The 21,085-nt window shown below is 68.7% G+C and carries 17 protein-coding genes and 1 pseudogene; 12 read left to right on the top strand and 6 right to left on the bottom strand.

Annotated features, from left to right (window positions below):
- Positions 1 to 11 precede the first annotated feature (11 nt).
- Entirely contained in the window at positions 12 to 1,736 is a 1,725-nt protein-coding gene (locus QA802_RS27115; RefSeq protein WP_334527746.1) for an acyl-CoA dehydrogenase family protein, read from the top strand.
- Between the two features lie 426 nt (positions 1,737 to 2,162).
- Entirely contained in the window at positions 2,163 to 3,095 is a 933-nt protein-coding gene (locus tag QA802_RS27120; protein ID WP_334527749.1) for an NADP-dependent oxidoreductase, read from the top strand.
- Between the two features lie 130 nt (positions 3,096 to 3,225).
- Here QA802_RS27120 and QA802_RS27125 read toward each other — a convergent pair whose 3' ends face one another.
- The 3 genes from QA802_RS27125 to QA802_RS27135 form a co-directional block, all read right to left on the bottom strand.
- Positions 3,226 to 3,624 carry a MerR family transcriptional regulator gene (locus QA802_RS27125; protein WP_334527752.1) on the bottom strand — a complete coding sequence of 133 codons (399 nt, stop codon included), beginning with the start codon at positions 3,622 to 3,624 and terminating at the stop codon, positions 3,226 to 3,228.
- A 100-nt stretch (positions 3,625 to 3,724) separates the two neighbouring features.
- Entirely contained in the window at positions 3,725 to 4,732 is a 1,008-nt protein-coding gene (locus QA802_RS27130) for a DJ-1/PfpI family protein (RefSeq protein ID WP_334527755.1), read from the bottom strand.
- A 79-nt stretch (positions 4,733 to 4,811) separates the two neighbouring features.
- Entirely contained in the window at positions 4,812 to 5,528 is a 717-nt protein-coding gene (locus tag QA802_RS27135) for an SDR family oxidoreductase (protein ID WP_334527757.1), read from the bottom strand.
- Positions 5,529 to 5,858: 330 nt separating this feature from the next.
- Between QA802_RS27135 and QA802_RS27140 the strand changes: the two genes are divergently transcribed.
- Both QA802_RS27140 and QA802_RS27145 read left to right on the top strand, forming a co-directional pair.
- Entirely contained in the window at positions 5,859 to 7,277 is a 1,419-nt protein-coding gene (locus QA802_RS27140; RefSeq protein WP_334527760.1) for an ATP-binding protein, read from the top strand.
- A gap of 192 nt (positions 7,278 to 7,469) precedes the next feature.
- Complete coding sequence (locus tag QA802_RS27145) at positions 7,470 to 7,961, top strand: nucleotidyltransferase domain-containing protein (RefSeq protein ID WP_334534914.1); 492 nt, start codon at positions 7,470 to 7,472, stop codon at positions 7,959 to 7,961.
- Positions 7,962 to 8,346: 385 nt separating this feature from the next.
- On the opposite strand, the gene QA802_RS27150 is transcribed toward QA802_RS27145, so the two are convergent.
- Positions 8,347 to 8,949 (bottom strand): sugar O-acetyltransferase, encoded by a 603-nt coding sequence (locus QA802_RS27150; RefSeq protein ID WP_334527763.1) that lies wholly within the window; start codon positions 8,947 to 8,949, stop codon positions 8,347 to 8,349.
- A gap of 997 nt (positions 8,950 to 9,946) precedes the next feature.
- On the opposite strand from QA802_RS27150, the gene QA802_RS27160 reads away from it, so the two are divergent.
- The 6 genes from QA802_RS27160 (at position 9,947) to QA802_RS27185 (ending at position 18,598) form a co-directional block, all read left to right on the top strand.
- Positions 9,947 to 10,954, top strand: a complete 1,008-nt coding sequence (locus QA802_RS27160) for a LacI family DNA-binding transcriptional regulator (RefSeq protein ID WP_334527766.1) — start codon at positions 9,947 to 9,949, stop codon at positions 10,952 to 10,954.
- Positions 10,955 to 11,353: 399 nt separating this feature from the next.
- Entirely contained in the window at positions 11,354 to 12,652 is a 1,299-nt protein-coding gene (locus tag QA802_RS27165; RefSeq protein WP_334527769.1) for an extracellular solute-binding protein, read from the top strand.
- A 48-nt stretch (positions 12,653 to 12,700) separates the two neighbouring features.
- On the top strand, positions 12,701 to 13,687 hold the full coding sequence (locus tag QA802_RS27170) for a carbohydrate ABC transporter permease (RefSeq protein WP_443042180.1): 987 nt from the start codon (positions 12,701 to 12,703) through the stop codon (positions 13,685 to 13,687).
- A 6-nt stretch (positions 13,688 to 13,693) separates the two neighbouring features.
- The gene (locus tag QA802_RS27175) at positions 13,694 to 14,581 is read left to right on the top strand and encodes a carbohydrate ABC transporter permease (RefSeq protein ID WP_334527775.1); all 888 of its coding nucleotides are present in this window, start codon (positions 13,694 to 13,696) and stop codon (positions 14,579 to 14,581) included.
- Positions 14,582 to 14,748: 167 nt separating this feature from the next.
- Positions 14,749 to 17,046 (top strand): glycoside hydrolase family 3 N-terminal domain-containing protein, encoded by a 2,298-nt coding sequence (locus QA802_RS27180; RefSeq protein ID WP_334534915.1) that lies wholly within the window; start codon positions 14,749 to 14,751, stop codon positions 17,044 to 17,046.
- 121 nt (positions 17,047 to 17,167) lie between these two features.
- Entirely contained in the window at positions 17,168 to 18,598 is a 1,431-nt protein-coding gene (locus QA802_RS27185) for a glycoside hydrolase family 32 protein (RefSeq protein ID WP_334527778.1), read from the top strand.
- A gap of 225 nt (positions 18,599 to 18,823) precedes the next feature.
- On the opposite strand, the pseudogene QA802_RS41660 reads toward QA802_RS27185, so the two are convergent.
- Positions 18,824 to 19,164 (bottom strand): annotated as a pseudogene (locus QA802_RS41660) (AMP-binding protein); the annotation flags it as partial.
- A 159-nt stretch (positions 19,165 to 19,323) separates the two neighbouring features.
- Positions 19,324 to 20,121, bottom strand: a complete 798-nt coding sequence (locus QA802_RS27190; RefSeq protein ID WP_334527781.1) for an AfsR/SARP family transcriptional regulator — start codon at positions 20,119 to 20,121, stop codon at positions 19,324 to 19,326.
- A 110-nt stretch (positions 20,122 to 20,231) separates the two neighbouring features.
- Here QA802_RS27190 and QA802_RS27195 point away from each other — a divergent pair, with 110 nt between their 5' ends.
- Together QA802_RS27195 and QA802_RS27200 are read left to right on the top strand one after the other, a co-directional pair.
- Positions 20,232 to 20,765, top strand: coding sequence for a redoxin domain-containing protein (locus tag QA802_RS27195; RefSeq protein ID WP_334527783.1), 534 nt, complete (start codon positions 20,232 to 20,234; stop codon positions 20,763 to 20,765).
- A 73-nt stretch (positions 20,766 to 20,838) separates the two neighbouring features.
- On the top strand, positions 20,839 to 21,018 hold the full coding sequence (locus tag QA802_RS27200; RefSeq protein WP_057584405.1) for a hypothetical protein: 180 nt from the start codon (positions 20,839 to 20,841) through the stop codon (positions 21,016 to 21,018).
- The last annotated feature ends 67 nt before the right edge of the window (positions 21,019 to 21,085 follow it).

The following is a 21,085-nucleotide window of genomic DNA, read 5'->3' on the forward strand; positions in this document are numbered from 1 at the left end:
TGAGAACCGCCATGAGCTACAACCCACCGATCAACGAGTACGAGTTCTTCCTGCGCCGCGTCATGAACGGCGCCGAGCACCTGGCGGACGTGACCAACGGCGAATACGACATCGACGACGTCCTGGCCATTCTGCGGCCGGCCGCCGAACTGGCCGCCGACGTACTGCAGGACACCAACGTCTCCGGCGACCGGGTCGCAGCGCGCATCGAGAACGGGCAGGTCGTCACCGCACCCGGCATGCGCGAGGCCTACGCGAAGTTCACCGGGGCGGGCTGGAGCAGCGTAGGTGCACCGGTCCAAGCCGGCGGCGCTCCCCGAATCGTCTCGGCAGCTCTCACCGAACTGTGGAGCGCCGCGAACCCTGCATTCGCCATGTGCAGCGGACTGAGCCAAGGCGCCGTCGCCGCGATCTCCTGGTCCGGCACACCCGAGCAGAAATCCGTCTACCTCGAGCCGATGGTCGAAGGCCGCTGGACCGGCACGATGAACCTGACGGAGCCCCAGGCCGGCTCGGATCTCGCCGCGATCCGCACCCTCGCTCGACCGCAGGACGATCAGACATGGCGGGTGAGCGGTCAGAAGATCTACGTCTCCTGGGGCGACCACGACCTGACCGAGAACATCGTGCACCTCGTGCTCGCTCGAACGCCGGACGCACCGTCAGGGCTACGGGGACTGTCACTGTTCATCGTCCCCAAATTCCTTCCCGACGCCGATGGCCGCCCGGGCCGCGCGAACGGGGTCACCCCCATCGCACTCGAGCACAAGATGGGCATCAAAGGCAGCCCGACCTGCGTCCTGCAGTACGAGGACGCAACCGGCTTTCTCCTGGGGGAGCTGAACCAGGGGCTCCCGGCGATGTTCGTGATGATGAACCTCAGCCGCCTCGGCGCCGGCATCTGGGCCCTCGGCATCGCCGACCGCGCCCACCAGGCGGCTCACCACTACGCCCACGAGCGTGTCCAGGGCAGGGTCCTGGACGAGCCCGAAGGCACACCCATCGCCCGCCACCCCGACGTAGCGCGCCTGTTGTCCTCGTCGGCCGGCATCATCACCGCCATGCGTGGGCTGATGCTGCAAACCAGCATCCACCTCGACCGGGCATTCGCCGGCGACGCCGAGAGCTTCGAGCTCACCGACTTCCTCACCCCCGTCGTGAAGGGCTGGATGACCGAGGAAGCCATCGGGGTCACCTCCGACGCCGTCCAGGTCCATGGCGGCGCCGGCTTCATCGAGGACACCGGCGTCGCCCAGTACTACCGCGACGTCCGCATCGCTGCAATCTACGAAGGCACCACCGCGATCCAGGCCAACGACTTCCTCGGCCGCAAGATTCTGCGAGATCGAGCCGGCACCGCCTCCCGCGTGCTCGACATGATCGAGACCGATGTCCGCCATCTGGCCGAAGCCGAACACCCGGTAGCCGTCGCGACGTCCGAGCGAATGACGCGCTCCCTCGCCTCGATTCGAGACGTCACCGCCCTTCTGCTGGACCACGCAGCCGCGGGCCGCCGACGTGACGCCTATGCCGGCGGCGTCCCCTATCTCAAGATGTGGGGCCTGGTCCTCGGAGGCTGGATCCACGTCCGAACGCTCCAGGCCGTCCTCGACACCCGCGACGGCACCTCCGACCAGAGCCACCGCCGGATATCCGAAGCCAACGCCTACCGCGCTCACCACCTCAGCCGCGTCGCGGCGCACGCGCAGTCCGCGAGCGCAGGAGAAACCGGCTAATCGGCTGGGAAGTTTGACGATCTGCTGGCGCAGGCGGATCTCGGAGCGGCTCTGTCCGCGCCCCGACCAGCATGCAGAAGTCGTTCTTGAGGTCGAGGGGGCGCTGGTGAGCGCGTTGCGCGGTGCGCCCGGCTTCCTGGGCCAGGGCGACGATGGTCAGCGCGCCGTTGGAGCGCTGCACGGTTCCCTGCAGGATGCGGTCCATGGCCGCGCGGATAGGGTCGCGTTCGTCGGGTGCGGGGCTGATGTGCCGCCCGACCGTACCTGGGGTTCGGGGCGGCAGGCCCCCGACTTGCACCTGACGTTGGCGTCAGGTTTTAGCGTGGCTGCTGTTGGCGCTCCGCAGCTCGCTGCGGACCTCGCCTCCTTACGTCAACGATCTTCCGCGTCTGCTGTGAGCAGGTGCGACCGACACCTGGAGTACTCATGCGCGCAGCTGTCTACCGTTCGCTCGGCGGCCCGGACGTCGTCGAGGTCGCCGAGGTCGACAAGCCCGTTCCGGGCTTGAGCGAGATTCGCATCAAGGTTCAGGCGGCCGCACTCAATCCGGCCGATGCGGCGGCCTGGGGCGGGGTCTTCCCCGCTCCGCCGGAGGGAGCCGCCTATGGTCTCGGCTGGGATGTCGCCGGCGTTGTCGACGCCGTCGGCCCGGGTAGCCACTGGACGCCCGGACAGCCCGTCATCGCGTTCAGTCACGGCTTGCCCCTGGGGCTGAACCGGGGGCAGGCCGAGTACATCGTGGTTCCTTCCCAGGGGATCGCCGCGGCGCCCGCGGGTGTCGACCCCGTCCAGGCCGCCACCATCCCACTCAACGGCCTGACCGCGGCCCAGTCCGTCGAACTCCTCGGCATCCAGGCGGGCCAGACCGTGCTCATCACCGGCGCCGAGGGGGCGGTCGGCGGCTACGCGGTGCAGCTGGCCAAGCGCCGGGGAGCGGTGGTCATCGCGACTGACCTCTCGCCCGACGGCGTGTTCGCGACCAGGGTGGCAGGCGCCGATGTGTACGTGGCGGCGTCGCAGACGCCGGCCGAGGACGTCCGCAAGGTACGTCCCGAAGGGGTCGACGCCGTGCTGGACACCGCCAGGCTGGGTCAAGCAGTCATCGGCGCGGTGGCGGACGGCGGCAGGTTCGTGACCACACGGCTCGACGCCCTGCCCCAGGCCGAGCGGGACATCCGGGTGCTGCTGACGCAGGTCGGCCCGGACGCAGCGATGCTGACGACGCTGTCCGATCTGGCCGCGGCGGGAGACCTGGCGCTGCGCGTGGCCGAGAGCTACCCGCTGCAGGAAGCCGCGCAGGCTCACGCGCGCATGATCAAGGGCGGACTCCAGGGACGTGTCGTCCTCACCATGGAGTGAGCACGCAGCGGACGAGGCGCCGGCTCGTACGACCCTGCGGCCACGGCGAGGCCCGTCGCTGAATCGGCCTGCCGCACCCTGCTGGTGAGCAGGGCGCGGCAGGCCGATTCGGGCGGTATTGAATACCGATTCAGGCGGTGCCGGCGGCGACGCCGGCGCGTACGGGGTGGCGGTGATGCGGGTGGCTGGGGTCCGTCGCCACGGCGATGATCTCGTCGAGGCGGGCGCGTACTGCCGTCAGGTCGTTGATCTGGCGGTCGATGCGGGCCCGTTCGGTGATGAGGCTGTCGGTGAACCCATGGGGCGCGGCGCCTTCGTTCATGCACCGCGGCAGGACCTCGCGGACGAGCCTGCTCGACAGGCCGGCGGCGTACAGCTGCTGGATCATCCTGACCCGCTCGACCGAGCCGTCCTGGTACTCCCGCTGACCCCCGGCGGTACGCGTGGGGCCGAGCAGCCGCTGCTCCTCGTAGTAGCGCAGCGCCCGAACGCTCACTCCCGCCTGTTCGGCGACCTCTCCGATCCGCATGGCTGCTCCTTGCTGTTTCGTGTCCCATCAAAGCGACATCTGACGTCAGCGTTAGGTTTGAGTGTAACTGATGCCGACGCCCCGAGCCGGGAGGGCAGGGTCAGTGGCAGGCCAGGAGGGTGCGCAGGCGGGCGGTGTGCTCGTCGATGGCGTGGGGGCCGTTGCTGGTGAGCAGGCGGACACCCTCCTCCCAGATGACCTTGACGGCGGCCGGGTTGGTGGTGGTCTGCACCTGGTAGCCGGCGTCCTTGAGGGCTTCGTCGATGAAGTAGCCCATGCGCACCTTCTTGCCGGGGATTTTGAGGTAGCCGTTGCTGAGGACGAAGAGTTCGGCGGACTTGGCGACCGTGGTCACGCGCGCGCCCTTGAAGGCGTGCTCGGGGTCGGTGACGACGGTGTCGTCTGGGCTCACCCGGTACTTGGCCGAGGCCATGGCGATGGGGGCGTGGCAGATCAGCGAGATCAGCACCTGGCTCTCCCGCAGGGTGTGCAGGAGTTCGCCGAGCCAGGGGTTGTCGACGAAGTCGACCATGGGGGCGTGGCCGCCGGGCATGTGCACGAAGTCGAACGCGCCCAGGTCGAAGGAGTCCTCGGGGTCGCGGTGTCTGTGCACGAGCTGTTCGACGGAGGGGAAGGTGTGCTCCGGCAGATCCTGCATCGACTTGATCAGCTCGTCACGCAGTACCACGACCTCCTTGTCGCTGCCCGGCAGCGACTCGGAGACGGGCAGGCGGCCCAGGTAGCGGCAGGAGAGGGCGAGTTCACTGTCCCGGCGGGCGACCAGTTCCGGCCGCTTGGCGCGGAAGGTGTCGACATCGAAGCGGAACGCCTGTGCCGCGGTGGCCGAGACCATCGCGGCGCCGGACCTGGCGCCGGCGTGCATCGGCAGGCCCAGGCCGTTGATCTCGAGCTGCGGGACGAGTCCGCCGGGGGTGGCGAAGGTGAACTCGTAGTCGTCGCCGAATTCCTTGAGGACCTGCGCCATCTCGACCAGGTAGAACCCGGTGGATACGCCGGGGTGGCCCGCCGGTTCGGTGAGCGGCAGGACAGCGGCCGACGGGATGACGATCAGCGCCTTGGGCTTGGGCGAGGGGGTGGGGGTATCCACGACATTCCTTCTCTCGTTCTGTGGGCGGGGGGAGGGCGCCCGTTGGTGGCGTCACGCCCCGGGGTGCGCCAGTTGGTGGTCAGGCCGTGGTCGTGCTCGGTGTGTAGATCGTGGCGGGGTCGAGGGCGAGGTTCGCTTTGAACTGAGCGGAGAGCGCGTCGGCCAGGACTTCGGACTGCCCTGCCTCAACTCCGTCGAGCGCGGCCCTGATGACGTCGGCGGGGTCGTTCAGCTTGAACGGGAACGACAGCCCCCGGGCCAAGTCGGTGTCGGTCGGCCCCAGATACACACCGGTGACCAAGGTGCTCTGCCCGGAGAGTTCGAGGCGGACACTGTTGGTCAGGCTCCAGGCAGCGGCTTTGGCCGCGTGGTAGGCGCCCCAGTGCTCGGAAGGGAACCAAGAGGCCGCCGACAAGACGTTGACGATCGCCCCGCCGCCACCCGCCTTCAGGATCGGAGCGAAGGCCCGGATCATGCGCAACGGCCCGTAAAAGGCGGTGTTCATCTCCAGTTCGATCTGGTCCGCATCCCCGTTGACCAGATCGTTCATGGTGTTGATGCCGGCATTGTTCACCAGCAGCGTCACGTCCGTGGCGGCTGCCGCCGCAGCCGCCACGGAGGCCGGGTCGGTGATGTCGAGCCCGAGCACCTCCGCGCCGGGCAGGTCGACGTTCTCGGGGTTGCGTGCGGTGGCGTACACCTTGGCAGCCCCCCGCTCCAGCAGTTGTGTGACGAAGTGATGGCCGAGGCCGCGGTTCGCACCGGTGACAAGGGCGACGGAATTGGCGATCTGCATGTGGGGGAGGTCCTTCGCGTAGGAATGCGTCGTCAGGGACGCCCGGGTGAGCCCTTACAACGCCTACGCTAAAACCTCACGCTAACGTCAGGTGCAAGTCCTCGCGGGGTGAGACTCCGCCGCGACGTCCTGAGCCCGGCGCCCACGGCGCTCTGAAGAGCCCCAGCTCTGCTGGGGACCCATGACCGCGCGGCCCACCGTGTGCCCATGCACCCGCTTGGGCTGGAGGTGATTCGAAGCCGTGACCAGGAGCGACAACCGGCGATGAGTAGATGCTAACGTTAATGTTAGTAACATCATTGTTGGTGTCATGCGTGGAGGTCGGCGGACGTGGTTGATTTCGTAGGCCGTCGGCAGGAGCTGGCGACACTGGAGCGAGAGCTGCAGAAGGTGGCGACAGGGGTTGGCGGGGAGCGGCCCGGTCGGTGCGTGATGTTGCGCGGGCGGCGCCGAGTGGGCAAGTCGCGACTGGTCGAGCGGTTTGCAGAGCGCTCCGGTGCCCCGTTCCTGTTCTACGCGGCGACCGGTGCGTCCCCCAGGGATGATCTGGCGCGACTGGCCCGGGACGCTCAAGCGTCGACGCTGCCGTTGGCGGGGCTGGTGGCCGCCGCGCGGCCGGAGAGCTGGGACGCCGCGTTCGATGTGCTGGCCGCGGCGCTGCCCGCCGACCGGTCGAGCGTGCTGGTCATCGATGAGGTGCCATACCTGATGGATGCCGATGGCGCCTTTGAGGGGATGCTGCAACGGGCCTGGGACCGGGTGCTGGAGACCAAGCCAGTGCTGCTGGTCCTCATCGGCTCCGATCTGTCGATGATGGAGGCCCTGAACAGCTACGGACGCCCCTTCCACCAGCGCGGCCGGGAGATGGTGCTAGGACCACTGAACCCCGCCGAGGTGGGGCAGATGCTCGGGCTGGATCCGGCGGAAGCCTTCGATGCCGCGCTGGTCACCGGCGGGCTGCCGCTGATCTGCGCGGAGTGGCCGCGAGGCGCAGGGCTGTGGGACTTCCTCGGCGAGGCGTTGAGCGACCCGGTCTCGGCCCTGCTGGTGTCGGCCGAGCGTTCGCTGGCTGCCGAATTCCCCCCGCAGGCTCAGGCGCGTACGGTGCTGGCGGCTATCGGCAGTGGTGAGCGGACCTTCACCAACATCGCTCGTGCAGCCGGCGGAATCCGGGCAACGCCGCTGCAGCGAGCGCTGGAGCTGCTTACGGACAAGCGGATCGTCGCGGCGGAGCTGCCCGTGTCGCTGCGTCCGTCGAAGGATCGCCGCTACCGGGTGAAGGATCCCTACCTGCGGTTTTGGCTGCACCTGCTCGGCCCCTCCATGGAGGAGATCGAGCGGGGGCGGGGCGATCTGACCTTGGCGCGGATCCGGGAGAGCTGGACCAGCTGGCGCGGCCGGGCCGTCGAGCCCCTTGTCCGCGAGGCCCTGGCGCGGATACTGCCCGACGATCGGCTTCCCGCGGTCCCCGCGGTGGGCGGCTACTGGACCCGTACCAACGACGTTGAGATCGATATCGTCGGGGCGGACCGCGCCCCCATTGCCAAGGAGCTGCTCTTCGTTGGGTCCATCAAGTGGCTGGAGCAGTCGCCCTTCGACCGGCACGACTTGGCCGCTCTCTATCGACACCGGGCCGCCCTCACCGACGAACCTGTTCCAGTCGTGGCGGTTTCGCGCAGCGGAGTCGACTGCCCGGGCCTCGATGCCACCTACGACCCCGGCGATTTGCTGACCTCCTGGCCGCTGTGAGTGGCGGATGGAAGGCGAGGCACGGGCGTTGGGGAGCGCGGTCAGGCTGAACAGACGTTGCGGAGAAGTCCCTTGGACCTCGGCCCCTTGCTGGTGCTGTTGTGTAGCGTCGGCGACCATGTGCCCCAGGCTCGCCCGGCAGGAGGAATTCGTTCGCCGTCTCAGGTAATCGCTTCTAGCCTGCGTTGGGTGATGACAGCTGAGGATGTGTTGTCTGTCTTGGCCCTGCTGCAAAGGGCACGGGTTGACGTCTGGATCGGCGGAGGCTGGGGGATCGATGCTTTGATCGGCGAGCAGACCCGGGAGCATCGCGACCTGGACTTGATGCATCGGAAGGATCATGAAGCCGCGGTCATGGCGGCCCTGTCCGGAATGGGTTTCGAAGAGAGCCTGGACTCGCGGCCCGTCCGGTTCGTCGTAACGCATCTGGACGGCCGAGAGATCGACCTTCACCCGCTGGTCTTCGCCGAGGACGGCTCAGCAGCGCAGGCATCGTTTGAGCTGGAGCGACCGTTCCTGTATCCCTCCTCACGCTTTGTGACGGGCGTCATCAGCGGAACGACCGTCCCGTGTCTCTCAGCTGAGCAGCAGGTTTACTTCCACCAGGGTTATGAGCCATCCGATCGTGATCGTCACGACATGGCCCAACTCCGCCGAGTCTTCGGGATCTCCACTCATTTTTGATCCGGTCAGCGAGACGAGCATCGCTTTCCCAGCGCCTGTCGCCATTCCCTTTCGGCCCGCGGTCTTCCCTCAGCGAGGCAACTTCGGTGAGGGATCGTCATGGCATCGGTCAGGCGGTCAGGCGGAGCGGGTCAGACGGTCACGCGGTCGTGATTGCCGAAGGTGTCGAGTCCGGTGACAAGGCTGTGAGGTGTGGAAGGAGGTCGTGGACCCCTTCAACGAGGGCAGCTCTCCGTGGTCAGCCGCACCAACTGCTTCAATGGCATTCGCACCACCATCGAGGAGCTCCTCGGCACCACCTGGTGACCGGCGCTGCTGATCTGCCGTCAAGGCCAAGGTGCTTGCCCGTCCGAGCGACGGTGGTCGTGGTCCGCCGCCACCGGCACTAATGCCCGGCGGTACGTGTGGTGAGGTCCTCGTCCGTGATGGCGCGGACCACCCGGCAAGGGGTTCCGACCGCGACGGTCATCGGGGGAATGCTGTGGCTGACGACGCTGCCGGCGCCGATGACCGAGCCGTATCCGATACGGACGCCGGGCAGGACCACCGCGTTGCTGCCGATCCACGCCTTGTCCTCGATCACGATCGGTTCTGAGAACCGCCCGAAGTCCGCGCGCCGCGAGGGATGCACCGGGTGTCCCGTCGTGGTCAGTGTCACGCTGGGCGCGATCATGACACCGTTACCTATGCGGATGTCCACGTCGTCGACGAAGGTGAGGTTCACGTTCCCGAAGAAGTCGTCGCCGATGTGGACGTTGCTGCCGAACCCGGCGTGGAACGGCGGCAGCAGCACCGTGCGTTCACCGACCGAGCCGAAGATCGCGACAAGCAGCGATCGGCGTTTCTCCGTGTCGCCCGGTGGTGTGTGGTTGTACTCGAAGATCTGCGCGGTGCGGCGCCTAGGGGCCTGGAAGGCCGCTTCCGACTCCGTGTAGACCAGCCCCTTGGCGATCCGGGCCAGGACTTCCTCCTCGTGAGCATGCGTCACAGCGGAACGCTCCCTTCGTTCAATCCCTTGGGCACAAGCTCAGCGTGCCCTGGTTGACCGTGCGTCAAGCACAAGATCATCTGGCACTCGCAGAAGTCACTTCACCCGGCAGCCAAGCCGTTTCACCGAAGTCATTCAGAAGGTGATCAGTTAACCTGCGCGTTTCACTTGCCACGGTGTCCGGATCTTGACCAGAAACACGAAAGTGCCCTCTGGCCAGGGAAGATGAGGCTTGTCGAAGGTCTCAGTCGTCCCAGCAGGAAGGCACTTTCTGCGTGCACACTGCCGCCTCGCGCCCCGAGCTCGTCGTCTCGGCCGACGGCCACGGGGTGGTCAACCACGCCGGGTCCCGCCTGCTGGCCGATCTCGCCGATGCCACCGGCCTGACCGGCGCCTTCACCGATGCACTACGTCGACTGCGGCCGCGCGGCACCGGACATGATCGTGCAGAGCTCATGGTGTCTCCTAGTCCCGCGGCTCGTCGGCGCAGCGCTGACTGCGGCCCCGGCGCGGCGGACCGATGGGTGACATCCCAGTGGCATCGACGTCCACGCAGCCGACTGGGGTGTCAATGACGACTTGTGTCATCGATGACAGCGAGTGCCCGATTATGAAGCGCGATCCGGCCAGTACGTCAACGGTGCGGGCGCCATCCCTCCGGTACGGGCCTGGGGTCTGTCGGGCGTCGTCGGCGGTCGCGACCCGCGTCAACGAGTCAGGCCATGGCGGTCCGGGTCGGCAACCGTGCAGGTCAGAGCGGTGACTTGGGTGGCAACCGGCAGGCTTCCGCGACGTCGTACGAGGCCGAGATCGGCCGCGTTAACGAGTTGTTTCCGGGGTGTTGACCGGTGGGGCCTCGCGGTGCTTCACTTCCGGCACCGGTACCGAAACCGGTTCCGGGACCGATGTCGGTACCGGTTGCACGGGTCTCTGTACGATCGGCCCTTTGGGAGCGGGAGGAAGTCTTCCGCCTCTGCAGGAAGGGAGGGGAGGTGACATGGGAGTCACTATCGCCGACGTGGCCTCGCGGGCCGGGGTCAGCAAGACGACGGTCTCGCGGGTGCTGAACGGCAAGGGCGAGATCAGCGAGGACACCGTCTTGAAGGTCCGCAAGGCGATCTCGGAGCTTGGTTATGTGCCGAGCGCGGGAGCCGTGGGGCTGGCACGCGGCACGACCCAGATGATCGGGATGCTGGTCCCTGATTTGGCCTGGGCCTGGGCCGGCATAGTGCAGGCGGTCGTCGAAACGCTGGAGGCCGAGGGCTTCGGGCTGCGGATGCTGACCTGGAACCGTGGTGAGGAGTCACTGCGCAGGCTGGGCCTGCAGGTCGCTGCCAAGTCGTTCGACGGGCTGCTGGTGATAGAGCCCGAGGGGGCCCTGGGATCCATCACGGAACTGCACGAGGCCGGACTGCCGGTGGTGCTGATCGACGACCGCTTCCAGCGGCCGGGATTCCCCTACGTGGCCACCACCAACCGGGAGGGCGGTGAGCAGGCGGCGCGTCACCTGCTGGACCTCGGCCGCCGTCGCCCTCTGGTGGTGACCGGTCCTGATGAGTACGGCTGCACGCAGGAACGGCTGGGCGGCTTCGTCGACGCGTATGCGCAGGCCGGGATCGAACTCGACCCGCGCAGAATCATCTGCGGCGACTTCCTGTTCGACGACGGCCGGAGCGCGGTGGCGCAAGCTCTCGCGGACGGCGTGGAGTTCGACGCGGTCTTCGGGCACAACGACCCCTTGGCAGCCGGCGTGCTCGCGGCCCTGCACGAGGCCGGCCTCAAGATTCCGCGGGATGTCGCCGTGGTGGGGTTCGACGACGTCGAGGTGGCGTCGTACACCTATCCGGCACTGACCACCATCCGCCAGCCGATGCGGGAAATGGGTGAGGCAGCGGCGCGGCTGCTGCTCGACCACGTGCGCAGATCGCCGGAGGCCGCTCCCTCGCGCGTCGTTCCCACCAGCCTCGTGATCCGCGGCTCGACGTTAGAGCCGAGCTCGAACTGACGCGACGTCATCGCGATGAGCGAATGACGGCGCCTCGCGGCCGGGCGGTGCGTTGCCGGTGACGCACGCACCGCCCCCGTCTCCTTGAAACCTAGGCGAACCTCTTCGGGCCTCGCCTTCCTCACCACATCCGGCGGCTGCGCCTGCGTTCACGCGCCACCGCCCCATGCGCTTTCCGCCCGCGCGTTCCCGATCCGGGACACCGAAGGGGCGCCTGGCACATCCCGCCCGGCCGCTACCCACTCCGCGTCGGACGCTCCCACCGCGACCCGCGAGGGACCGCAGCCGCTGTCACCACAGACGCTGCCCACTCGTGGGCCGGCCCATCCGGGCGCCCGCCCCTTCCTACCCTTCGCCGCCCCCCCGCGCCTGTCTCGCTCAACGGCAAGGAGCCGCATCATGCGTATCACTACCCGTCACGCTGTCAGAACCGTCCAGACCCTGTGCGTCACCGTCACGGCAGCCCTCGTGGCCACCGGCTGCGGCCGGAGCGAGGATTCCGGCCCCGGCAACGATGCCCCCGCCGAGATCGGCGCGGGCAAGGCCAAGGGGACGGTGGTCATGTGGTCCCTGGGCGACCCCGACGAACCCCTGAAGGACCTGGCCAAGAAGTTCGAGCAGGAGAATCCGGACGCAGACGTCAAGATCACCGCGGTCCCGTGGGACGGCGCCCACGACAAGCTGACCACCGCGATAGCCGGCGGCAACACACCGGACATGTCCATGGTGGGCAGCACCTGGATGGCCGAGATGGCCGCCTTGAACGGCTTCCAGGCCACACCGACGTCGATCAAGTCCTCGGACTTCTACCCCGGCCAGTGGGACACCACCAAGTACAAGAACACCTCCTACGGCGTCCCGTTCATCGCCGACACCCAAGCGGTCTTCTACCGGACCGATCTCACGGCCAAGGCCGGCATCAAGGGCGCCCTGGCCGGCGACTGGGACGGATACCTGAAGGACCTCAAGGCCGTCCAGGCCACCGCCGGCAAGGAGAACCCCAAGCTGCGCCACGCCAGCGGGCTGAAGATGGGCTTCAACTCATGGATCTTCTGGCTGCCCATGGTCTGGCAGCAGGGCAGCGACATCTACGACGCCAAGACCGGGAAGTTCACCTTCGACACGCCCGAGGTCGCCGAGGCGCTGGAGAACTACGCAAGCGTTCCGAAGGAGGGCCTCGCGCCGACCGACAGGGCGGACAACGTGCAGGAATTCCAGGACGGGCTGACCGCCGTCTACCAGGAGGGCGCGTGGGCCGGCGGCACCTTCCACAAGGACTCCCCGCAGCTGGACGGCAAGTGGAAGACCATGCCGATGCCGTACACCAAGCAGCCCGCCGGGTTCGCCGGCGGCAGCGACCTGGCGGTGTTCAAGGAGGCCAAGAACCCCGACGCGGCATGGAAGTTCGCCCAGTTCCTGACCGAGCCCGCCAATCTGGCGACCTATTCCAAGGCCTCCGGCAGCCTGCCTCCTTCGCCCCAGGCGTGGACCGAGGGGAAGCTGACCGAGGACGAGAACCTGAAGGCGTTCGCCGAGCAGCTCGAGGTCGGCAAGGCGCCGCCCGCCATCACGACCTGGCAGCAGATCGCCGACACCATCGACTCCGAACTGGAGAAGCTGACCCTCGGCAAGTCCACCGTCGCCGAGGTGCAGAAGACGCTGCAGTCCAAGGCCACCAGCATCGGCACCGGCCGCTGAGCGCCGCCGCGTGAGTACCCCTCGTATGGACACCCCTCGTACGGACGGATGACATCCATGTCCACGAAAACGCTCCCCGAGCGGGGCGACACCCACGAGCAGGGCACCGCAGGGTCGGAACGGAGTGCCGATCGCCGGCACTCCGGGCTCCGGGGCACGGCGCGCGGCAGGCAGGCCCTGGCCGCCTGGGTCCTCGCCGCTCCGTTCCTCGCGCTGTTCTTGGCCTTCATGCTGCTGCCGGTGGTGTGGTCGCTGCTGATGGGCCTGACCGACACCAAGAGCGCGGACCTGCGCACACCGCTGAACGTGTCGTTCGTCGGCTTCGACAACTACGTACGCCTCTTTGAGGACCCGCAGTTCTTCACGGCCCTGCGCAACACGGCCGTGTTCGTCCTGGTGGCCCTGCCCCTGACCCTGGCCGCCGGGCTCGCGGCGGCGGTTGCCCTCGACCGGGGCATCCGCCGCTTCCGGGCCGTCTTCCGGGTCGGCTTCTACCTGCCGGTGATCACCAGCATCGTGGCCGTCGCCGTGGTGTGGAAGACGCTCCTGGAACCTCGCGCGGGACTGGCGAACCTCGTCCTGGGCTGGTTCGGGATCGACGGTCCGGCCTGGCTGGCGGACACCCGCTTCGCCCTGCCCGTCATGATCGTGATGGCGGTGTGGCGCAACCTCGGCACGGTCATGATCATCATGCTGGCGGGTCTGCAGTCCGTCCCACAGTCCCTGATGGAGGCGGCCGAACTCGACGGCGCCGGGCCCTGGCAGCGGTTCTGGCGGGTCACCTTCCCGCTCCTGCGGCCGGCCCTGCTGCTGACCGCCGTGACCACCGGCATCGGCTATCTGCAGTTCTTCGACGAGCCGTTCGTGATGACCGACGGCGGGCCGCTGGACTCCACCCTGTCGGCGACGTTGTACGCCTACAAACAGTTCGGCAACGGCAACTACGAGATGGCGTCGGCCGCCGGCTACGTCATCTTCGTCCTCATCGTCGCGCTGACCGTGCTGCAGTTCCGCGTGCTGCGAGACAAGGACTGATGCCTCATGAGCACCCTCTCCACTCTCCGAAACCCACAACCGGGCACGGACCGCGCCCTGAGGCGCCGCCGTATCCGCCAGAACTGGGGCCGGCCCTGGCTGTACCTACCGCTCGCCGGCGCCCTGCTGCTGATGATCGCGCCGTTCCTGTGGATGCTGTCCGGGTCGTTCAAGCCCGAGGCCGACATCCGCAGGGTCCCGCCCGTCCTGATACCCACGGCGCCCACGACCGCCAACTACGGCGAGCTGTTCAGCACGCTCGACTTCACGAGCATGTTCGCCAACTCCGTGATCGTGGCCCTCGCCGTGACCGCGGGCAATCTGATCTTCTGCTCGATGCTCGGATACGCCCTGGCCAAGCTGGAGTTCCGCGGACAGCGCGCCGTCTTCCTGCTGGTCATGGGGACGCTCATGATCCCCGGCCTGGTCACCTTCGTACCGCTGTACGTGCTGGTGGCCAACATGCAGCTGACCGGCTCCCTGCTCGGGCTGATCCTGCCGTTCCTGGCCACGCCCTTCGGGGTGTTCCTGATGCGGCAGTTCATCTCCACCCTGCCCGACGAACTCATCGACGCCGCCCGCGTCGACGGCTGCCGCGAACTGGCCATCTTCGCGAAGATCATCCTTCCGCTGACCAAGCCCGCCCTCGCCACCCTCGGGATCATCACCTTCCTCGGCTCCTGGAACAACTTCCTGTGGCCCCTGGTCGTCGCTCAGAACGAGAGCCAGTACACCCTCCCCGTCGGCCTCGCCCTGGCCAGCAGCGGACAGTCCTTCACCCGCTTCGGCATCCTGCTCGCCGGCGCCATGGTCGTCCTGCTGCCGGTGATGATCGTCTTCCTGCTCTTCCAGCGACAGTTCGTGGCCGGCATCGCCACTACCGGCCTGAAATGACACCCCGGCTCCCGCCCCGCCGCCCCATGCCGTACCGGTCCCGCCCAGAGCGGCGGACGGACGGCACGCGAGCCCCGCCGCGCCGGGCGGCAAGGTTCGCGCGACGAAGCACTCACCGTCGCCCATCAACCCTCTGATCTGTGACGACTCATCTCTTGGAGAACACCGTGGGACAGCCGGTCCACTCTGCCGCGTACCTGGATCCGGAAGCGTCCGTGGAAGCGAGAACCGACGACTTGCTGTCCCGGATGACCCTGCCGGAGAAGGTCGGGCAGCTGCTGATGCTCGACGCGCAACACGGGGATCTGGCGGACATCGTGTGGGCCAAGCTGGCCGGATCGGTCCTGCATGTGTCTCCCGACCTGATGCCGCAGGCCATGGAACTGGCCCGGCAGACACGGCTCGGCATACCGTTGCTGACAGCCGACGACGGCATCCACGGCCACTCGTTCTGGCCGGGTGCGACCATCTTCCCGACCCAGCTGGCCATGGCCTGCACCTGGGACCCCTCCCTGCTCCACCGGGTGGCCCGAGCGGCCGCGACCGAGATCGCGGCGACCGGAATCCACGGGACCTTCTCCCCGGTGCTGTGCATCACGCGGGACCTGCGCTGGGGCCGGATCAACGAGACGTTCGGCGAGGACCCGTTCCTGATCGGCGAACTCGGGGCGGCGATGGTGCGTGGCTATCAGGGTGAGGGTCTCAGCGATCCGACCGCGGTGCTGGCGTACGCCAAGCACTTCGCGGGCTACTCCGAGACCCTGGGCGGGCGCGACGCGAGCGAGGCCGATCTCAGCCCACGCAAGCTGCGCTCGTGGTTCCTGCCCCCCTTCGAGCAGGCGGTACGGGCCGGATGCCGCGGCTTCATGCTCGGCTACCAGTCCATCGACGGGGTGCCCATCACCGCGCATCACTGGCTGATCAACGATGTGCTCAAGGGCGAGTGGGGCTTCACCGGGACACTGGTGACCGACTGGGACAACGTCGGCCGGATGGTCTACGACCAGCGCACCTGCGCCGACTATGCCGAGGCGGCGGCGGTCGCCGTCAACTCCGGCAACGACCTCATCATGGCCACGCCGCAGTTCTTCGAGGGCGCGCAGGAGGCGATCGCCCGCGGCCTGGTTGAAGAGAAGCAGATCGATGACGCGGTACGGCGGGTTCTACGGCTGAAGTTCGAACTCGGGCTATTCGAGGACCCCCGCGCCCCCGACCCCGAGCGGCAGGCGCAGGTGATCGGCTGCCGAGCACACGCCGACCTCAACCTCGAAACCGCCCGTCGTTCCCTGGTGTTGCTGCGCAACGACGGGGTCCTGCCCCTCGAAGGCGGCTTGACCTCGGACGGAACCGGCCGCGCCGCGAGCCGAGGCAAGCAGCGGACGATCGCGGTCATCGGCCCCAACGCCGACAGCCCGCAAGCCATGCTCGGCGACTGGGCGGGCGCCACCGGCCAGGTCCCGTGGATGCCCGAAGGCCATCCACGGGAGTCGGTGGAGACGGTGCTCGACGGTCTGCGCGCCGTCGCGCCGGCCGACTGGACCATCACGTACGCCCGCGGAGCCGACATCGAAAGCCCCGCCTCCAACGCCGGGTGGTCCCTCGGGCCCGACGGCCAGCCACAGCCGGATATTTTCACCCCTGCCCCGGTCGACCAGGCAAAACTTGAGGAGGCCAGCGCCGCCGCAGAGGCCGCCGACTACGCCGTCGTGGTCGTGGGGGACACCATCGCCCTCACCGGCGAGGTGCGCTCCACGGCCACGCTCGACCTCCAAGGAGGCCAGATCGCACTGCTGGACGCGGTCGCCGCCACCGGCACACCGATGATCGTCGTACTCGCCCAGTCCAAGCCGAGCACCCTCCCGGACTCGGCCCTCGACTCGGCAGCACTCATCGAGGCGTTCAACCCGGGCATGCGCGGTGGCCGCGCCCTCGCCGAACTCCTCCTCGGACTCATCGAACCCAGCGGCCGGCTCCCGGTCTCCTTCGCCCGCCACGTCGGACAGCAACCGGTCTTCTACAACCAGGTGCGAGGCCAGCACGGAACCCGCTACGCGGATCTCACCCAGGACCCCCTGTTCGCGTTCGGCGAGGGCCTCACCTACACCACCGTCACCTACTCCCACCTGGCCGTGCACGACCCGGAGGTCACCGCTGACGGCACCGTCAACGCCACGGTACGACTCACCAACAGCGGCACCCGTCCTGCCCTGGAAACGGTCCAGGCATACATCAGCGACCTGACCACCAGCGTCACGTGGGTCGAGCAGGAGCTGAAGGGCTTCACCCAGGTCGAAATCGCTCCAGGCGAAACCCTGGACGTCGACATCAGCATCCCTGCCGCGCACTGCTCACTCGTCACGGCCGACAACCGCCGTGTGGTCGAACCAGGTGAGTTCGCACTCCGCGTCGGCCCCAGCTCACGACGGGAGCAGCAGCTGAGCGTGGAATTCCGCATCCGGACCTGAGTGTCGTATCCGGACCTTCGGGCCGCATGCGGCCTTGAAGACCCCCGCCCCGCCGGCCCGCCGCCCCGCCGATCAGAGGGCCGGCGGGGCGGGCCCCTCTGCCACACCGAAAGGCGCGCGTGTGTCCATCCCACCCCGCGATCCGCACTTCCCCGTCGCGCACCTGCGCCCGCCCCGCAACTGGATCAACGACCCCAACGGGCTGGTCTTCCACGACGGCCACTACCACGTGTGCTACCAGTACAACCCGTACGGAGCGACCCACGCGAACATGCACTGGGGCCACTTCCGCAGTCCCGACCTGCTGAGCTGGGAGCCGCTGCCGATCGCCCTGGCCCCGACCCCCGATGGCGAGGACGTCGACGGATGCTTCTCCGGCAACGCCGTCTCCGACGGAGACCGTCTCGTCGCCTTCTACTCCGCGCACCGCGAGACCCGCTCGTTCCAACACCAGCCCGTCACCTGCGCCGTCTCCCACGACGGCGGCGACAGCTTCCGACCGCGGGGCGAACTGCTCATCCCCGAGCTGCCCGAGGGCTGCACCATGTACCGCGACCCCTATGTCTGGCAGGACGGAGACAGCTGGCGGATGCTGGTCGGCGCCGCCCTCGCGGACGGCCACGCCGCCGCCCTTCTCTACGACTCGCCCGACCTGGAGAACTGGACCTACCGGGGGCCCTTCGCGGCCCGCCGTCCGGAGCCCATCGGTGGCACCGAACTGCTCACCGGCGAGGGCTGGGAATGCCCCCAATACCTCCCGGCAGCCGACGGACGCGGCGCCCTCATCCTCAGCGCATGGACCGAACCCACCGGCCCGCAGCACCTCGCAGCCCTGATCGGCGAAGAGAACGACAGCCACTTCAAGGCCGGCCCACCGGTACCCGTCGACCACGGCCCCGACTGCTACGCACCCGCCCTGCTGCGTGCACCGGGCGGCCGGTGGCTGCTGTGGGGCTGGTCGTGGGAAGCCCGCGACGAAGCCTGGGCGGTCGCGGACGGATGGGCCGGCGTCCTTACCCTGCCCCGCGAGATACACATCCACGACGACGGCACACTGGGCCAGCAGCCCGCCACCGAACTGCTCGCCCTGCGCGGCAGGCACAGCATCCACTCCGCAGGCGAGATGAACGGCACGCAGCCGGCGGACCTCGGCACCGTGGGCCGCGCCTTCGACCTGACGGCCCGTCTGGAGCCGACCGGAAACGCCGGTCTACGGCTCCTCACGACCCCAGACGGCTCCGAGTACCTCGACATCCGCCTCGATGCCGATGCGGGCGAACTGGTCGTCGACCGCGACCACGCCTCCCTGGACCCCCGGGCCCGCGGCGGCTCCTACCGGATGCCCTGCCCAGCTGACCGGCCCGTCGACCTGCGCGTCGTCGTCGACCACTCCATCGCCGAGATTTTCCTGATCACCACCGGCCAGGTCCTCACCCTGCGGTTCTACCCCACAGGGCAGAGCCCATGGCGACTTCAGGCCCACACCGCACCGGGGACGCGCCTCGGGTTCGCGGTCGACGCCTGGGTACTGCACCCGCTCGTGATCAAGTAGCTGAGCACCGGCGTCGCGGAGCCGGCGCCGGCGTCGTCGTAGAACCGACTCGGACCGGTCGATCCCCACCTCGGCACTGTGTCCCACCCGCTCCCAAGCACTGAACAAGCAGGTCCGAAGGAGGATCTTCCATGAGGTCATACGGTCTCGGACGACGCCAGTTCCTGGCCACCGCAGTCGGTGTCGCCGCCGCCTGGACCCACGTTTCGGGCAACGCCAACGCCGCCCCGCAGCTGAAGCAAGCCTCACGAGATGGCTCGCGTGGACCGTGGTCTCGGTGATCCCGTACACGTTGACCAGCACCGGCTCGTCGCCGGGATGCAGGGCGTACCACTCCGCCGGCCGCCGGAAGTCGAGCGCCTCGCCGCCGAGGACGACGTAGCGCAGCGCGAGCCGTCGGCCGAGCCGTGGATCGTCCGCGTACGCCTGGAGGAGCTGGTGGAAGGCCGAGGCGTGTGGCTCAGCACGGTGACGGCCTCGTCCGCCAGAAGCCGGAGGAAACGCTCCGGCGCGCGGCGGGTGGCCGGGGGCACCAGGACGAGCCGGCCGCCGTGCAGGAGGGGTCCCACCCCTTCGGCCTCCCGCCAGGACATCGTCGACGTCGTCCGCGACACCTACCTCGCCCACCACGCGGGCGACTCGGTGAACCGCCGCACTCCCACCCGCGTCCGGCCGCGCCGTTCGGCGGGCCGGTGTGGGTGCCGCGGGGTGGGGTGTTGTGCGGGTTATGCGGCGCCCAGGGCGCCGCAGCGGAAGATGTGGTGGTTGACGGGGTCGTCGCGCAGGATCGCGCCGCGCAGATCCTGCAGCTCGCGGCTCAGGTCCAGGCCCAGCCGCGCGGACATGCTGGCGCGCGCGGAGGACAGCACGCGCAGCGCGTCGGCGCGGCGGCCGCATTCGTAGAGCGTGGCGGCACGGAAGGCCAGGAACATCTCGTGCTCGGGATGCTCCGCGGTGAGCCGCGCGAGTTCCGCGGCGAGCGACGCGTAGTTGCGCAGCTTGAACTCCGCTGCGACACGCAGCAGTTGCGCCGAGATCAGCAGTTCGTCGAAGGCGGTGGCGACCCCTCGGCGGGTTCGTTCGGAGGCGACGTCCTCCAGTACCGCCCCCCGCCACTCGGCCAGGGCGGCCGAGGCGAGCCGTGACACCTCCTGCGGCTCGGTGCCCCGCTGAGCCCGGTCGACCAGCTGGCTGAAGCGGTGCACATCCACCAGCTGCGGATCGCCGGTGAGGGTGTACGTCGAGCCGCTCCGCACCAGCCGCACCGACCCGTCGGCCCCGCCCCGGCGAAGGCTCGCCCGCAGCCGGCAGACGTTCACATACAGGTCGGCCCGGGACCTCGGTCGTTCGTCCTCGTCCGACAGCAGATCGATCAGCCGGTCCATCGGCAGCGGCCGGCCCATCTCCAGCAGGAGTAAGCCCAGCAGCAGACGCTCGCGGCGGCGCCCGATGGTCCTGGGGTGTCCGTCGACGGTCCATTCAACTCTGCCGAGCACTCGAAAATATGACCCCGTGGCAAGCATGCCGTCATGGTGCTCAGCCCGTCATGCTCCTGGCAAGGTGTTGGCATCCTCCTGGCAGGCCCCACCTCTCACACTGCTCCCAAGTGCCACCGCGCCCAGGGGGTAGAAACGTGCCATACGTCATAGCCGGTCTCGTGCTCGTCGGAGCCGTCGCCGTGCTCAACCTCGTCCTGCTCCTGGTCGTCCTGCGCCGCTGGCAGGAACTCGAAGCCGTCAGCCGGCACCGCGACTTCGCGGCCCAGGGGCCCCAACCCGGGGACGGACTACCGGACTTCACCGCCACCGCGCTCAGCGGGCGGACGCTGACCCAGGACGACTTCCGCTCCGGGGAACTGCTGCTGGGCGTCTTCTCCCACGACTGCCCGTCCTGCACCGACGCCCTCCCCGACTTCGCCGCACGGGCCGACCGGGCACGGGCGACGGGCGGCCGGGTGCTGGCCCTGGTGATCGGCGCCGAGGCCGTCGAGAGCAGCCTGACCGCCCAACTCGTCGGGCCGGCGGACGAGGTGGTGCCCGGGTCCGAGGCGGCACCGCTGTTCGGCGCCCTGCGGGTCCCCGCCTTCCCCACGATCCTCAGCTACCGGGACGGCGTCGTCGCCGCTCCCTCCGCCGCCGACCGCGAACCGGTACCGGCGGCCTCCTGAGCCCCGGTGCGGCCGCGGACCGCGGCCGCACCGCGGAGTACGCACATCCCATCCCCACAGGAAGAGGAGAACCATGCGCACACTGAAGGCCGGTGCGGGCCGTCTGATCGAGCGGATTCTGCCCAAGGCCGTGGCGGACGCGGGCTGCCCGCCGGACTGCTACACCGAGTGGAGCACCAGCGCCCAGCGCTGCCGTCGCTGCTGCTACACCGGCGCGTGCAAGATCAGCTGCGGAAGCTGGGACTACTGCTGAACCACCACGGGGCGGGCCGCGTGCGGCCCGCCCCGTGCCCGCCCTGTGCGGCTTGCACCGAGCCGCT

Origin of the sequence: Streptomyces sp. B21-105, from assembly GCF_036898465.1 — a bacterium.
In the GTDB taxonomy this organism is placed as follows: domain Bacteria; phylum Actinomycetota; class Actinomycetes; order Streptomycetales; family Streptomycetaceae; genus Streptomyces.